Source organism: Streptomyces sp. PsTaAH-124 (genome assembly GCF_000373685.1).
Taxonomy (GTDB): Bacteria; Actinomycetota; Actinomycetes; order Streptomycetales; family Streptomycetaceae; genus Streptomyces; species Streptomyces andamanensis.
The window spans coordinates 93545-106977 of record NZ_KB892171.1 but is presented as its reverse complement, the minus strand read 5'-3'; the positions used below and the strand labels follow the sequence as shown (position 1 = coordinate 106977).

The 13433-nt window shown below is 70.6% G+C and carries 14 protein-coding genes and 1 riboswitch; of the genes, 8 read left to right on the top strand and 6 right to left on the bottom strand.

The window, feature by feature from the left end; all coding sequences use genetic code 11:
- The first annotated feature begins 109 nt into the window (after positions 1-109).
- Positions 110-835, top strand: a complete 726-nt coding sequence (locus B086_RS0118855) for an LAETG motif-containing sortase-dependent surface protein (RefSeq protein ID WP_018567987.1) — start codon at positions 110-112, stop codon at positions 833-835.
- 58 nt (positions 836-893) lie between these two features.
- Here B086_RS0118855 and B086_RS0118850 read toward each other — a convergent pair whose 3' ends face one another.
- The 6 genes from B086_RS0118850 to B086_RS0118820 all read right to left on the bottom strand — a co-directional run bounded on the left by B086_RS0118850 (position 894) and on the right by B086_RS0118820 (position 9465).
- A complete protein-coding gene (locus tag B086_RS0118850; protein WP_018567986.1) occupies positions 894-1913 on the bottom strand; it encodes an ABC transporter ATP-binding protein in 1020 nt (339 codons plus the stop codon).
- Positions 1913-3517, bottom strand: coding sequence for an ABC transporter permease (locus tag B086_RS0118845; RefSeq protein ID WP_018567985.1), 1605 nt, complete (start codon positions 3515-3517; stop codon positions 1913-1915). The genes B086_RS0118850 and B086_RS0118845 overlap by 1 nt, the downstream gene beginning before the upstream one ends.
- A 71-nt stretch (positions 3518-3588) precedes the next feature.
- Positions 3589-4659 (bottom strand): thiamine ABC transporter substrate-binding protein, encoded by a 1071-nt coding sequence (locus B086_RS0118840; RefSeq protein WP_018567984.1) that lies wholly within the window; start codon positions 4657-4659, stop codon positions 3589-3591.
- 89 nt (positions 4660-4748) lie between these two features.
- Positions 4749-4854: riboswitch (TPP riboswitch) on the bottom strand.
- Between the two features lie 58 nt (positions 4855-4912).
- Complete coding sequence (rlmN, locus tag B086_RS0118835) at positions 4913-6019, bottom strand: 23S rRNA (adenine(2503)-C(2))-methyltransferase RlmN (protein WP_026252560.1); 1107 nt, start codon at positions 6017-6019, stop codon at positions 4913-4915.
- 2148 nt (positions 6020-8167) lie between these two features.
- Positions 8168-8686, bottom strand: a complete 519-nt coding sequence (locus tag B086_RS0118825) for a GNAT family N-acetyltransferase (protein ID WP_018567981.1) — start codon at positions 8684-8686, stop codon at positions 8168-8170.
- Entirely contained in the window at positions 8683-9465 is a 783-nt protein-coding gene (locus B086_RS0118820) for a GntR family transcriptional regulator (RefSeq protein ID WP_026252559.1), read from the bottom strand. Before B086_RS0118820 ends, B086_RS0118825 begins: the two co-directional genes overlap by 4 nt.
- Positions 9466-9599: 134 nt before the next feature.
- On the opposite strand from B086_RS0118820, the gene B086_RS0118815 reads away from it, so the two are divergent.
- Genes B086_RS0118815 through B086_RS0118785 form a run of 7 tightly spaced genes read left to right on the top strand, consistent with a single transcriptional unit; the run spans position 9600 to position 13433 of the window.
- Positions 9600-9932 (top strand): hypothetical protein, encoded by a 333-nt coding sequence (locus tag B086_RS0118815; RefSeq protein ID WP_018567979.1) that lies wholly within the window; start codon positions 9600-9602, stop codon positions 9930-9932.
- Between the two features lies 1 nt (position 9933).
- Positions 9934-11274, top strand: a complete 1341-nt coding sequence (locus B086_RS0118810; protein ID WP_018567978.1) for an FtsK/SpoIIIE domain-containing protein — start codon at positions 9934-9936, stop codon at positions 11272-11274.
- Positions 11275-11288: 14 nt separating this feature from the next.
- Positions 11289-11456 carry a hypothetical protein gene (locus B086_RS45020; RefSeq protein ID WP_018567977.1) on the top strand — a complete coding sequence of 56 codons (168 nt, stop codon included), beginning with the start codon at positions 11289-11291 and terminating at the stop codon, positions 11454-11456.
- A gap of 45 nt (positions 11457-11501) precedes the next feature.
- The gene (locus B086_RS0118800; protein ID WP_018567976.1) at positions 11502-12191 is read left to right on the top strand and encodes a SpoIIE family protein phosphatase; all 690 of its coding nucleotides are present in this window, start codon (positions 11502-11504) and stop codon (positions 12189-12191) included.
- Positions 12192-12224: 33 nt separating this feature from the next.
- Positions 12225-12881, top strand: coding sequence for a DUF2637 domain-containing protein (locus B086_RS0118795; RefSeq protein ID WP_018567975.1), 657 nt, complete (start codon positions 12225-12227; stop codon positions 12879-12881).
- Positions 12882-12901: 20 nt separating this feature from the next.
- Positions 12902-13087, top strand: coding sequence for a mobile element transfer protein (locus B086_RS0118790; RefSeq protein WP_018567974.1), 186 nt, complete (start codon positions 12902-12904; stop codon positions 13085-13087).
- 16 nt (positions 13088-13103) lie between these two features.
- A complete protein-coding gene (locus B086_RS0118785; RefSeq protein ID WP_018567973.1) occupies positions 13104-13433 on the top strand; it encodes a hypothetical protein in 330 nt (109 codons plus the stop codon).

Below are 13433 nucleotides of genomic sequence, written 5' to 3'. Positions count from 1 at the left end.
TTCCGCTTCCCGCACTTGTGCAACCGTGAAGGGCACCGTGGCTATTTTGTCCCCCTCTTCTCCCTCGTTCCCCTCTTCTCCCTCCCGTCCCCGCCGTACCGCGCGTTCCGTGCGCTCCGGGCGTGCCCTCGGGGTCGCCGCCGCGTCCGCCGCGCTCGCTCTCGGCGCCGCCGGGCACGCGTTCGCCTGCGACATCAGCGAGTTCTCCGCCGAGGCCCGCTGCACCGGCGGCCAGGGCGTCATCGTCGTCACCGACAAGGACCGGTCCGGCACCCCCGCCGTCGTCACCGTGTACCGGCAGGACAGCGGCGCCGGTGCGCAGAAGATCGGCGAGCAGTCGGTCAAGGGCTCGGCGCGGGGCACCGAGATCACGTTCACCGAGGACTGGCGGCCCGGCGCCGTCTACCGCGTCCACGTCAAGGCCGGCGGCACCCTGGTCGACCAGGACATCCGGCCGGACCTGACCGCGCCCTCCACCGCCTGCTCCCCGGCCTCCCCGAGCGCCACGGCGTCCCCGAGCACCCCCGCCACTCCGTCGCAGCCGGGCACCACCGCCCCGGCGCCCACGCCGAGCGCGACGACGACGGCGCCGACGCCCCCGCAGACGCAGTCCACCGCACCGGCCCCGGCACCGACCGCCTCGCTGAGCGCCGCCGCTCCCGCGGGCGCCGGGAGCAGTGCCCCCTCGCCCGCGGCCGGGGACTCCGACCTCGCCGAGACCGGGGCGAACTCGAACACCGGCCTGATCGTCGGCATCGCGGCCGCCCTGGTCGCCGTCGGTGGCGGCGCGGTGTTCTACGGGCTGCGCCGACGGGGCGCGCACAGCGAGCGCTGAGCGCCGCACGCTCCCGTACGCCGACGCACCGGAGGGGGAAGGCGTCGGCGTACGGTCGTCAGCCCAGCACCACCACGTCGTCCGGGTCGAACGCCACGCCCGTCTCCTCCCCGGTCCCGGGGGCCGCGCGCAGCGGGCAGGCGGCTTCCAGCGGCGGCGCGTCGCGCGGCTGGAGGCGCAGGGCGACATGGGTGCCCTTGAAGGTGCGGGCGGCCACCGTGCAGCGCAGGCCCTCCTCCGCCGGGACGAGGCGGACACCGGCGGGGCGTACGAGGAGGGTCCGGGTGCCCTGGGGCGCGTCCTCGGGGACCGGGACCTTGCCCCAGGGGGTGAGGGCAGCCGTGCCGTCGACCTTCGCCTCGATCACGTTCTCGAAGCCGAGGAAGCGGGCGACGAAGGCGTCCGCGGGACGCTGCCACACCTCGAGCGGCGTACCGGACTGGGCGATCCGGCCGTCCCGCATCACCACCACCCGGTCGGCGAGCGCGAACGCCTCGCCCTGGTCATGGGTGACGGCGAGCACGGTGGTGCCCAACCGCCCGAACAGTTCCCGCAGTTCGACGACGAGCCGTTCGCGCAGCGAGCGGTCGAGCTGGCCGAGGGGTTCGTCGAGCATGAGCAGCCGGGGCCGGGGCGCAAGGGCGCGGGCGAGGGCCACGCGCTGCTGCTCGCCGCCGGACAGGGCGGCCACCGGACGCGCGCCCGCGCCCGGCAGGCCGACGAGTTCGAGGAGTTCGGCCACCCGCGCGGCCTGCTCCGGCCGGGTCGCGCCGTGCATCCGCGGCCCGAAGGCGACGTTCTGGGCCACGTCCCGCTGCGGGAAGAGCTGGTGGTCCTGGAACATCAGGCCGACCTCGCGCCGGTGCACCGGCACCCGCGCCTGGTCGCGGCCGTCGAGCAGCACCTGCCCCGAGTCCAGCGCCTGGAGTCCGGCCACCGCCCGCAGCAGTGTCGACTTGCCGCTGCCGCTGGGGCCGAGCACGCACACGGTCTCGTGCTCGGCGACCGCCAGGTCGACGGCGTCCAGGGCGGCCCGGCCGCCGAAGCGCACGGTGGCACCGCGCAGGTCGAGCAGCATCAGAACTCCCCCGTCCGCTCGCCGCCGCGCAGTCTCTCCAGTACCAGCAACGCCACCGCGCACACCACCATGAGGATCGTCGACAGGGCCATGGCCTGGCCGTAGTTGAGGTCGCCGGGCCGGGAGAGCAGCCGGGCCACGGCCACCGGCAGGGTCGGGTTGTCGGGACGGGCGATGAACACGGTCGCCCCGAACTCCCCGAGGGAGACCGCGAAGGCGAACCCGGCGGCGATCAGCAGTGCCCGCCGCACCAGCGGGAGGTCCACCTCGCGCCACACCCGCCACGGCGACGCCCCGAGCACGGCCGCCGCCTCACGCAGCCGTACGTCGACCGCGCGCAGCACCGGCAGCATGGTCCGTACGACGAAGGGCACGCCGACCAGGGCCTGTGCGAGCGGGACCAGGATCCAGGACTGCCTGAGGTCCAGCGGGGGCTTGTCCAGGGCGATCAGGAAACCGAAGCCCACGGTCACCGCCGACACGCCGAGCGGCACCATCAGCAGTGCGTCGAAGCCGCGGACGAGGCGTCCGGCGTCCCGCCGGGTGAGCGCGGCGGCGGCGAGGGAGCCGACGGCGACGGCGATGGCGGTCGCGGCGGCGGCGTAGGACAGGGAGGCGCCGACCGCGTGGAGCGGCGCGACCAGGAAGGTGCCGCCGTCCGGGTCGGTCAGCGCGCGGTAGTAGCCGAAGCCGGGTGCGGTGAGCGAGCGCTGCACCAGCACGGCGAGCGGCAGCAGCACGAGCAGCGCGATGCTCGCGAGGACGGCGGCCAGCAGCGTCCACTGTCCGGCGCCGCGCGGGCGGCGGGCGGTGCGGGCGGCGTCCACCAGCCGCAGCGCGCTCTCCCGGCGCCGTACGGTCCAGGCGTGCACGGCGAGGATCGCGCCCACGGCGGCGAACTGCACGAGGGTGAGGACGGCGGCCGTGGACAGGTCGAACATCTGCGAGGTCTGCCGGTAGATCTCCACTTCGAGGGTGGAGAAGCCGGGGCCGCCGAGGATCTGCACCACGCCGAAGGAGGTGAAGGTGAACAGGAAGACCATCAGCGCGGCGGCGGCGACGGCGGGTGCCAGGGCGGGCAGGGTGACCTTGCGCCAGGCCGTCAGCGGCGAGGCGCCGAGCATCCGCGCGGCCTCCTCCTGCCGCGGGTCGAGCTGGGCCCACAGGCCGCCCACGGTCCGTACGACGACGGCGTAGTTGAAGAAGACATGGGCGAGGAGGATCGCCCACACGGTGGTGTCCAGGCGCACCCCCCACAGGTCGTCGAGGAGGCCGCCGCGTCCGACGAGGGCGAGGAAGGCGGTGCCGACGACGACCGTGGGCAGCACGAACGGCACGGTGACCACGGCCCGCAGTACATTCCGTCCCGGGAAGTCGTAGCGGGCGAACACATAGGCGCCGGGCAGGGCGATCAGCAGGGTGAGCGCGGTGGAGGCCAGCGCCTGCCAGGTGGTGAACCACAGCACGTGCCGGATGTCGGCCCGGCCCAGCACCTCGCCGAACGGGCCCCACTGCCAGGCGCCGCCGGAGTACAGGCCGCGCCGGACGATCGCGGCCACCGGGTAGGCGAAGAACAGCGCGAAGAACGCGACGGGCGCGGCCATCAGGCCGAGCCGCGCCGCGTTCGCCCGGCGGCGCCGCGCCCGGTCCCCCGCGGCGGGGCCTGCCGCGGGGGCTACTTCACTACGAGGGAGGACCACGTCTTGACCCACTGGTCGCGGTTGGCGGCGATGCGGTCGGGGGCCATGGTCCGGGGGTCCTTGGCCTGCGGGCCGTACGCCGTGAAGTCGGCGGGCACGGCGGCGCCCGCGCGCACCGGGTAGACGAACATGTTCAGCGGCATGTCCTGCTGGAACTCCTTGCTGAGCAGGAAGTCGAGGAACGCCTTGCCGCCCTTGGTGTTCCCGGCGTTGCTGAGCAGCCCGGCGTACTCGACCTGCCGGAAGCAGGTGGCGTCCACGACGCCGGTCGGCGCGGTCTTCGGCCTGGGGTCGGCATAGATGACCTCGGCGGGCGGCGAGGAGGCGTAGGAGACGGCGAGCGGCCGGTCGCCCTTGGCCTTCCGGCCGCCCGCGGAGCCGGAGAACTCCTGGTTGTACGCCTGCTCCCAGCCGTCGACGACCTTGACGCCGTTGTCCTTCAGCTTCTTCCAGTAGTCCTGCCAGCCCTTCTCGCCGTACTGGGCGGCGGTGCCGAGCAGGAAGCCGAGGCCGGGCGAGGAGGTCGCCGCGTTCTCGGTGACCAGGAGGTTCCTGTACTGCGGCTTCAGGAGGTCGTCGAAGGAGGCGGGCGGGGCCAGCTTGTGGTCGGCGAAGTACTTCTTGTCGTAGTTGACGCAGATGTCGCCGGTGTCGACGGGCGTGACGCGGTGCTTGGCCTGGTCGACGCGGTAGCGCCGGTCGACCGTGCCGGAGTCCTTCGCCTCGTACGGCTGGAAGAGGCCGTTGTCGAGGGCGCGGGAGAGCAGCGTGTTGTCGACGCCGAAGAAGACGTCGCCCTGCGGGTTGTCCTTGGTGAGGATGGCCTTGTTGACGGCCTGTCCGGCGTCGCCGTCCTTGAGGATGCGGACCTTGTATCCGGAGCGCTTCTCGAAGTCCGCGACGACACTCTTGGACGCGGCCCACGAGTCGTGGCTGACCACGGTCACGGTCGTGGAGTTGTCCGCCTCGCCCCCGGAGGACCCGCACGCGGAGAGGGCGACGAGGCCGAGGCCGGCCGCCGCGGCGGCGAACGTCTTGTGGTGCACTGGATTTTCCTCCTGGATGGTGGCCAGGAAGAGACGCGGCCCTGCCCGGTGACCGCGCGGGACGCGGGACGCCGGGCAGGGCGCAACAGCTCGAGTGATGACCGAACTTCCTACCCAGAATGACCTGGGCGAGGTTCAGAGGGTCTGCGGCCGGTGCCGCACTCTCAGCGCTGTGGCGCTCCCCTGTCGGAATATGAAGATGTGTTGTACGGCCCTCAGACTACCGCCCGGCTGTCGCTGGGCCACCGCTCGGCTACCGCTCCGTGGCGGCCAGCTGTCCGCACGCCCCGTCGATCTCCTGGCCGCGGGTGTCCCGGACCGTCACCGGCACTCCGTGCGCGGCGATCGCCTCGACGAACGCCTTCTCGTCCTCGGGCCGCGAGGCGGTCCACTGGGAGCCCGGCGTCGGGTTGAGCGGGATGAGGTTGACGTGCACCGGCTTGCCCCGGAGGAGGCGGCCGAGCCGGTCGCCGCGCCACGCCTGGTCGTTGATGTCCCGGATCAGCGCGTACTCGATGGACAACCGCCGCCCGGACCGGGCGGTGTACTCGAACCCGGCGTCCAGCACCTCCCGCACCTTCCACCGCGTGTTGACCGGCACGAGGGTGTCGCGCAGCTCGTCGTCGGGGGCGTGCAGGGAGATCGCGAGCCGGCACTTGAGGCCCTCGTCGGTGAACCGGTTGATCGCCGGGACCAGGCCGACCGTGGACACGGTGATGCCGCGCTGCGACAGCCCGACCCCGTCCGGCTCCGGGTCGGTCAGGGCACGGATGGCGCCGATCACCCGCTTGTAGTTGGCCAGCGGCTCGCCCATGCCCATGAACACGATGTTGGACAGCCGCGCCGGTCCGCCCGGCACCTCGCCGTCGCGCAGCGCGCGCATGCCGTCCACGATCTGGTGCACGATCTCGGCGGTCGACAGATTGCGGTCGAGTCCGGCCTGCCCGGTCGCGCAGAACGGGCAGTTCATCCCGCACCCGGCCTGCGAGCTGATGCACATGGTCACCCGGTCCGGGTAGCGCATCAGCACCGACTCGACGAGCGTCCCGTCGAACATCCGCCACAGCGTCTTGCGCGTCGTCCCCTCGTCGGTCGACAGATGCCGTACGACCGTCATCAGCTCCGGCAGCAGCGCCTCGCGCAGCTTCTCCCGCGAGCCGGCCGGGATGTCCGTCCACTGCTCGGGGTCGTGCGCGTACCGCGCGAAGTAGTGCTGCGAGAGCTGCTTGGCACGGAACGGCTTCTCACCGATCGCGGCCACAGCCTCCTTGCGCTCGGCGGGCGAGAGATCGGCAAGATGCCGCGGCGGCTTCTGGGCTCCGCGCGGCGCGACGAAAGTGAGTTCTCCGGGCTTGGGCATGGTGGTACCAGTGTCGCAGATCGACTTGGGTGACCTGCGGGTCACGGCCTGGACGCCTGTCACTGGCGGTCGCCATCTGTCGTCGCCGATCCACCTCGGACGGCCCACAGACGGCCCCGGCGATCGTCCGTCCCTCGTGCGCGGCTCGCACAGTACGGCGTCACACCAAGCAACCGTCTTACACCAATGATCAACAGCAATTCGAACGCTTAGCTACAGCTTTCAACGAACTTCGAGCTTCACGTTGACTCATGGGGCGTTTGTTCGATGCGGCTAGTCCAAAAGATTTGCCCGGATTGCTACGCTATGCGGCTTTGATTGGCTACATTCCAAGGTCAAGAGGTGCCCAAGTTAGGCAATCCTTGGCTGAGCCCCACGTTGCGCGTTCAGAAATTGCCACGCGTTCGTCGCGTTCAGATGTGCTAACCTTCGGGATCATGGCAGAGGACCAAGCACTTCGGGACGCATTGGGGGTGGCGCAGCGGCAACTCCTGGAGGCGGAGGCTGAACTCCGTGAGGTACAGGAGCGCGTGCGCAACCTGCGGTCCGTCGTGTACGGACTCAAGCAGATCTTTGAGCCAGGAGACGCGGGACGTGTAATCGACTCCGTCGGCGCCGGTTCAAGCGAACCCCGCGCCAAGCGCAGCCGGGGCCACGTAGCGGAGGGGGCGGTAACCGCCTCGGTGCGACGGGCCGTACAACTCCTGACAGACGCCGGCCGTCCGATGCGGATGTCCGAGATCACCGAAGAGTGGCAGAACCGGGGATGGGTCAACCCGGACTGGAAGGCGCCAAAATCCGCCATCAACATGATCTTCCAGCGGGCCCTGAAGGTAGGGCTTGTGGGCCGTATGCCCGACCGCTCGTGGGTCCTACGAGCGGACGTGACACCGACTGACGGCCCCACCGATGATCAGGCCCCACTTCGCCAAGGGGGCGAGGACCATTAAGTGGCTCCGTCCGGTCCCGCTACCGGGGCACCCACACAGCTCCGCACTCCATGCAGTGAGGTCGGCCCGCATATCCGGAAATGGTGCCGTCCTGGCGAAGGCACACGGCTCCCTGCTGCGAGCTGTTCGGCACTCGCAATTCGAACCAGCCACTGCCGCACGGACAGGTAGCGGAGCCGTTGTCGGCTTGGGACGCGGCCCTCCGTGCACTCAGGTCAACGACGCTCATAAGTCAACTCACAGAGAGGAGACCTTCGCATGACGCGAAGGCACGGGCCGATCGGCCCGAACGGAGAGTGGAAGACCGGTCAGCGAGTCCCGGCGAACGGCGACTACACGGACCAGTACGGAGTGACAACGACGCACGACGCGGGGGCCACATTTCCGCCGTGCATCGGCCGTAAGGGCGAGTGCGCCTACCGGACGCTCAGCCGGGCGCGTACTGCCTAGCCGAGACGCTTGATGGTTGCCGCCATCTAGCGTCAGTTTTTCCCTTGAGGGGTGTAGGGCCACTGGCCTTGCACCCCTCTCCCTTTGCTCTTACGGCCGTGCACCAAGCCGTCCGGAGGAAGTGCTATTGGAACCGATCGCGGCGCCTCTGTCCAGAGGGCCAGCCCCGCCTCATCCGAACGAACAGCGGTAGACACACGGTCAGCGTACGACGTGACCTCAAGCGATTGCGACTCGGCCCCCCTTTCTTCACAGGCGAAGAGCATTCCTTGTCACCCGACCCAGTGACGGCCGGAACAGAAGCCCACGTACCTCAACCGCCCCCAGCTCCCATCCCGTCTGCCGTCGGCCCACACACCGTGGAGCGGGCGTGGTTCATGGCGTCCAGGTGGAGCGCGCCACTGTACGAACGACCTGGACGCCATGGGCCGCGTCTGCTCGGCTCCGCCTGGGTCGATGGCAGGCGGGATGGGAGCACCCCGCGCACGCCACTGACTCGCTGGCACCCGCGAACGGCGCCCCCGCCATCTCGGAGCCTGAGCGCCCCCGCCGGAGGCTGGCTGTGGCCGGTGGCCGCTCTCCACGGTGATCGACTCCCAACCCGGCTTGCCCCTGTGGGCGCGCGTCGGCGCAGCGCGGGCGGAGCGGGCCGAAGGCAGGAGCGGCGCCTGCGGCGGAGCCGGGAGCGCGCCCGGCGGAGCGGAGCGCAGCCGGCTTGATGAGGTAGAGAAATCTGTAACAGCGCTGCTCAGTTGGTTGGGGCAACGTAGCAGACGGCCGGACTGGTCTTGCCGTTGCCGAAGGGGTGCAGGGTCTCGCCGATCTTCCGCCAGCCGAGTCGCTCGTAGAGGTGGATGGCGGCTGCATCCTTCGTCATGACATCGAGTACGAGGCGAAGTCCATGAGCGCGAGCGTAGGCGACTGCGGAATCCATGAGGCGTCGGCCGGCGGCTTGCTTCCTGGCGGGCTGAACCACAAACAGCCGGGCCAGCACCCCCACGCGGTCCTCACTGTCGCCGCTCTGCTTGATCCACAGGTTCACGGCGGCTTCCCCCTGGGGTTTCATCACCGCCACGTGCCCCACGATTCTGCCGTTACTCTCTGCAACCCACGAGGCGAGAACAACGTCTGACTTGATCCAAGCCCCCGGATCCTCAACTCCCTCCACCGGGTAGCCGTCCGTATGGTGGACCTCAACAAGCGCCGCTGCGGTGCCGACCAGGTCATCATCAGCAAATGGGCGAATGATCACGGGCTCCAAGGTCACATCTCCTGCTCGACGGGGAGTTCATAGAGCAATCCGGTCTGGTCGGCACGGTGGACGTACCGGGACACCTCGAAGGGAATGCCATGCTGGTCGAGGCTGGTGTGTAGCACTTCCAGAACTGGCACTCCAGGCAGCAGGCCCAAGACTGCGGCCTCCTTCGGGGTTGGCATTCGAGCGCTGATCTCGTCACGGATGCTCGTCATGACGTGTCCGAGGTCTTCGAGCCGTCCGTAGATGCCGTCCTTACCGGTCTTACGTTGCATGAGAAGGGTCCCCTGGGCTTCGTCCCATCGCAGGTACGTCGACACGATTTGTACCGGCTCGTCATCGGCGAAGTAGTGGTTCTCGCGGTGTACGACGCTCTCCTCGTCCGCCGGTACGCGCAGGCGCTCGGCGACGTCGGCCGGCGGCTTCTCTCGCATGATCGACGGCACCGCGATCCTTGCGACCTTGCCCTGGCGCTTCGCCTCCAGACGGAAGGGGGTCAGCCCCGTTTCCCGGTTCTTCAGCGAGTAGCGATCACTGCCGAAGCGAAACAGCCGCTGGGGCGTTCGGACGAACACGCCGCTGCCGTGTTTGGCGGTGACGAGACCTTGTTCCGCGAGTAGTCGGACTGCCTCGCGTGCCGTGTTGCGCGCTGCTCCGTACTTCTCGGCGAGCGCTCGTTCAGAGGGCAGTTTGGCGCCGCTGCGGAGTTCTCCAGTCTCGATCTGGCGGCGTAGATCTTCTGCAATGCGCCTGCTGGGCGGCTGTTGAGCCGGGGCGCCGGACGGGGTCATGCGACCACCTTAGCAACTGGCTCAAGCCAGACGCTTGACCCAGGTTGGTCGCCCATGCTCAACTGGCTTAAGCCAGTATGTGGCTCAAGCCAGTTGGGTGCGCGGTGCGCGTGCCCTCGACTGAGGAGTGACGCATGCCGTCCTTCAAGATCGACCTTTCGACCGCTGTGGTGTTCGTGGCGACCGCGCCCGAGCCGAAGATGGCGAACAAGAAGACCGGTGAGCGGGCCATGGACCGGGACAACCCGAACCTGGCGCTGTCGACGGTGGGCCTGCTGGTCTCGGACGAGGGTGAGGGCAACCTCTACCAGGTGACCGTGCCGGAGACCGGCTACCCCGAGGACCTCGTGCCGGGTACGCCCGTCAAGGTCGTGGGCCTGAAGGCGCGGGACTGGGAGAACGAGTTCAACGGGCAGAAGCGGCACGGGATCTCGTTCCGTGCGGTCGCGATCACCCCGGCGGCCTGACATGAGCGACCTGTCCGTGATGCTGGAGACGACGGGTGTCCTGGCGGGCGCCGGCGGTCTCGGCTACGCGAAGGTCCGGGCGCCGGGGGTGTACTGGTCGCTGGTGGGTCTGCCGGTCACGTGGGGCCGGTTCACGGTCACCTACCGGTCCACGATGGACGTGTGCGGGCTGACGGTCCAGCCGTCCCGGCTGCGGGCCTTCCTCGCCCGGAACGTGGCACGCCGTGAGGTGCTGCCGGTCCCGCCGCAGGTCCGCCGGGTGCGGGGGACGTCGACGGGGCTGCGGGTGACGCTGCGGCTTCCCGCCGGTCTGGAGCCCGCCGACCTGATGGCCGCCTCGGAACGGCTGCGGCACGCCTGGGGCGTCCACTCGGTCACCGTCGCCGAGACCAAGCCCGGCTACGTCGAGCTGCGCATGACCGGCTATGACGTGCTGCGCCGGGTGCGGATGCCCCGCCGCGCTCGGCCTGCTGGTCTGGCGGTGCCGGTGGCGCTTCGGGAGGACGGGACCGCGTTCGTCCGCGACTACCGCAAGGTCCCCATGGCCCTCACCCTGGGCGCGAACAACTCGGGCAAGTCCGTGTACCAGCGCAACCTGATCAAGGGCCTGGCCGGGCTGCCGGTGGCCCTGGTCGGCATCGACTGCAAACGCGGCGTCGAGCAGTCCGCCTACGCCCCCCGCCTGTCCGCCCTGGTCACCACCCCCGACGAAGCCGCCGCGCTGCTGCACGCGCTGGTGACGGAGATGGGTGAGCGCTTCGACCTGCTGAGCAGGCACGGGGTGTCGGACATGTGGGAGCTGCCCGAACGCTTACGGCCGGTGCCGGTCGTGGTCCTGGTGGACGAGGTGGCGGAACTGTTCCTGATCTCCTCCAAGAAGGACGAGGAACGCCGCGAGCGGATCGTCACCGCCCTGATCCGGCTCGCGCAGATGGCACGCGCGGTCGGCATATACCTGGAAGTCTGCGGCCAGCGCTTCGGCTCCGAGCTGGGCAGGGGCGCGACCATGCTGCGCGCCCAGCTCACCGGCCGAGTCGTACACCGGGTCAACGACAAGCAGACCGCCGAGATGGGCCTCGCGGACGTCGCCCCGGACGCGGTCATGGCCGCCGGTCTGATCCCGGCCGAACGCCCCGGCACGGCGGTCGCCGCCGACTCCTCAGGGGGCTGGGCGAAGATCCGCACCCCGCACACCTCCCGCGAGGAAGTGACGGCAGTCTGCCGCCGGTTCGCCCACCTGGTCCCCGCCCTTCCCGCCCTTGCCCCGTTCCGGCCGCACGTCCCGGCCGTCGCCCCGGTCGCCGGTCCGCCGCTGGTCAAGCCGTTCCCGGCCACGGACTGAGAGGGGAAACGGCCATGGCCACTCGCAAGAAGGCTGCGCCCGAGCCGGTGCCCTGCTCCGACTGCGGGGGCAGCGGCGAGGTTCCCACCACGGTCCTGGTCGGGCGCAGACGCCGCCCGGTCGGCAAACAGACCGGCTTCTGCCTGACCTGCCTGGGCACCGGCACCGCCATCGACGCCTGACAACCCACACCAACCACTTCTCCACCCCACAACACAGGAGCGTCAATGATCCGCACCGGATTCGCCACCCGTGAGGGGACTGCGGCCGACAACGCCGATGCCGCCAAGGTCTACGTCCTGTCGGACGGCACGGTCGGCGCCGCCGTCATCGACGGCATCGGCCACGGCCCCCACACCTCGCGCACCGCGCCCCTCCTGGCCGAGACCGCCTCCCGTATTTCCGCACGCCGGGGCCCTCTTGCCGGGCTCCTCACCGCCTCCGAGCTGATCGCGGACGAGGGCGTCGACGGCAAGGAGGCCGACGCGGTCGCGGTCACCGCCCGCGTGCGCCCCCACGACGAGGTTGCCGTCGTCAACTGGACCGGCGACGCCCGCGCCTACGGCTGGAACGGCACCCGTCTGGAGCTCTACACCGACGACCACACTGTCGGAGCCCAGCTCCGCGCGAACGGCGTCTCGTTGGAGATCGCGCGGGAGCACGACAACTGGCTCCGTACGAGCCTTGCGCGAGCCAGCATCGGGACCGTCTACACCGCCGGCATCCTCGACCAGCTCCTGATCCTCACCAGTGACGGCGTCCACGACCAGATGCCTGTGGACGACATGGTGGCCTTGATCCGCGAGCACGCGCAGGACCCGCAGTCACTTGCGGACGCCCTGGTCGCCGCCGCCCGGTCCGACGAGGACGGCTACCGGGACGACGCCACGGTCGTCGTCATCTCCCGCACCGCTTAGCCCGGCGCGCTCTGCCGGAAAGGAGGTGCCACGATGACTCGGATCCGCATCGACGCCGTCCTGATCCAAGCGGTGATCGCCGGGGCCCTGTCCTTTGCGCATCTGCATGACCTGGCGGCGGCGGCCGGGCAGTCCGGATGGAAGGCGTGGGCCTACCCGGTCTCGGTCGACCTGCTGCTGGTCGCCGCCTGGCGTCGCCTCCGGGCCGGTCGGGACCGCTCGTCCTGGACCTGGTTCGCCATCGCGTTGGCGGCCTCGCTCGGCGCGAACGTCGCCACCGCCGGACTCCTCGACCTGCACCAGGTGCCTGCCTGGCTGCGCATCCTCGTCGCCGGGTGGCCCGCCCTCGCTTTCCTCGGCGGCACCCTCCTCGTCCACTCGCCCGCTCCCGCCCCGGTCGCCCCGGAGCCTGAACCGGGCGAAGAACCGGCGCCGGAAGTCGAGATGGACCGCACCGACGCCCCCGCCCCTGCGGCCCCGGCCCCGGCCCCGGCGGAACTGGCCCCGGCACCGCTCAAGCCGCCCGCCGCCCCGCCGGTTCCGCCTGCGCTGCTCGACCACGCCCGTTCGATCGCTGACGCACACCGCAGCAGCACCGGGGAGCAGATCACCGCCGCCACGCTGACCGCCCGGCTCGGCCTGCCCGCCCCGACCTGCGAAGCGATCGCCGCACAACTCCAACTCGCCTGAATAGAAGGGACGTTCGTCCCGTGCGCCCGAACCGCTTCTACGACGTGATCAAGATCGGCCCGGTCAAGGTCGGCACCTACAACAACGGACGCGGCCAGAGGCGGCACACCGCCGCCTGCACCGCCCCCGGCTGCGGCTTCTCCACCGACCACCGCGACCGCTCCGCCGCCGAACTCGCCGCCCGCACCCACCGCTGCACCGCCTGACAGAAGGGAACAGCCCGTGTTCACGCCGAAGTACCCGCCCCCGGACACCGCCACCACACCCCCGGCACCGGCACACGCGCCGACGCCCGGCCACACCCCGGCCGTCACCCCGCCGTCCCTGGCCAAGCTTCCGGCTCCGGCCGCCCTGGCGCCGGTCTCGAACCGGCCCACGGTCCAGCTCACCCCCGGCACCGCGCTCGCCCTCGTCGGCGGCGGCACCGCCGTGGTCCTGGTCGTCGGCGCAGTCCTGGTCTCCATGCTCCTGGCCGTCGCCATCACCGCCACGTCCGTGGCCGTGTGCACGGTCGTCCTCCGCTCCCTGCTCCACCAGGAAAGGAAGCACTGA

Excerpts from the sequence above, each read along its gene's own strand:
- B086_RS0118815 (WP_018567979.1), top strand. The coding sequence starts at position 9,600 with ATGCCGTCCTTCAAGATCGACCTTTCGACCGCTGTGGTGTTCGTGGCG.
- B086_RS0118795 (WP_018567975.1), top strand. The coding sequence starts at position 12,225 with ATGACTCGGATCCGCATCGACGCCGTCCTGATCCAAGCGGTGATCGCC.
- B086_RS0118850 (WP_018567986.1), bottom strand. The coding sequence starts at position 1,913 with ATGCTGCTCGACCTGCGCGGTGCCACCGTGCGCTTCGGCGGCCGGGCC.
- B086_RS0118845 (WP_018567985.1), bottom strand. The coding sequence starts at position 3,517 with ATGGCCGCGCCCGTCGCGTTCTTCGCGCTGTTCTTCGCCTACCCGGTG.
- B086_RS45020 (WP_018567977.1), top strand. The coding sequence starts at position 11,289 with ATGGCCACTCGCAAGAAGGCTGCGCCCGAGCCGGTGCCCTGCTCCGAC.
- rlmN (WP_026252560.1), bottom strand. The coding sequence starts at position 6,019 with ATGCCCAAGCCCGGAGAACTCACTTTCGTCGCGCCGCGCGGAGCCCAG.
- B086_RS0118800 (WP_018567976.1), top strand. The coding sequence starts at position 11,502 with ATGATCCGCACCGGATTCGCCACCCGTGAGGGGACTGCGGCCGACAAC.
- B086_RS0118810 (WP_018567978.1), top strand. The coding sequence starts at position 9,934 with ATGAGCGACCTGTCCGTGATGCTGGAGACGACGGGTGTCCTGGCGGGC.
- B086_RS0118820 (WP_026252559.1), bottom strand. The coding sequence starts at position 9,465 with ATGACCCCGTCCGGCGCCCCGGCTCAACAGCCGCCCAGCAGGCGCATT.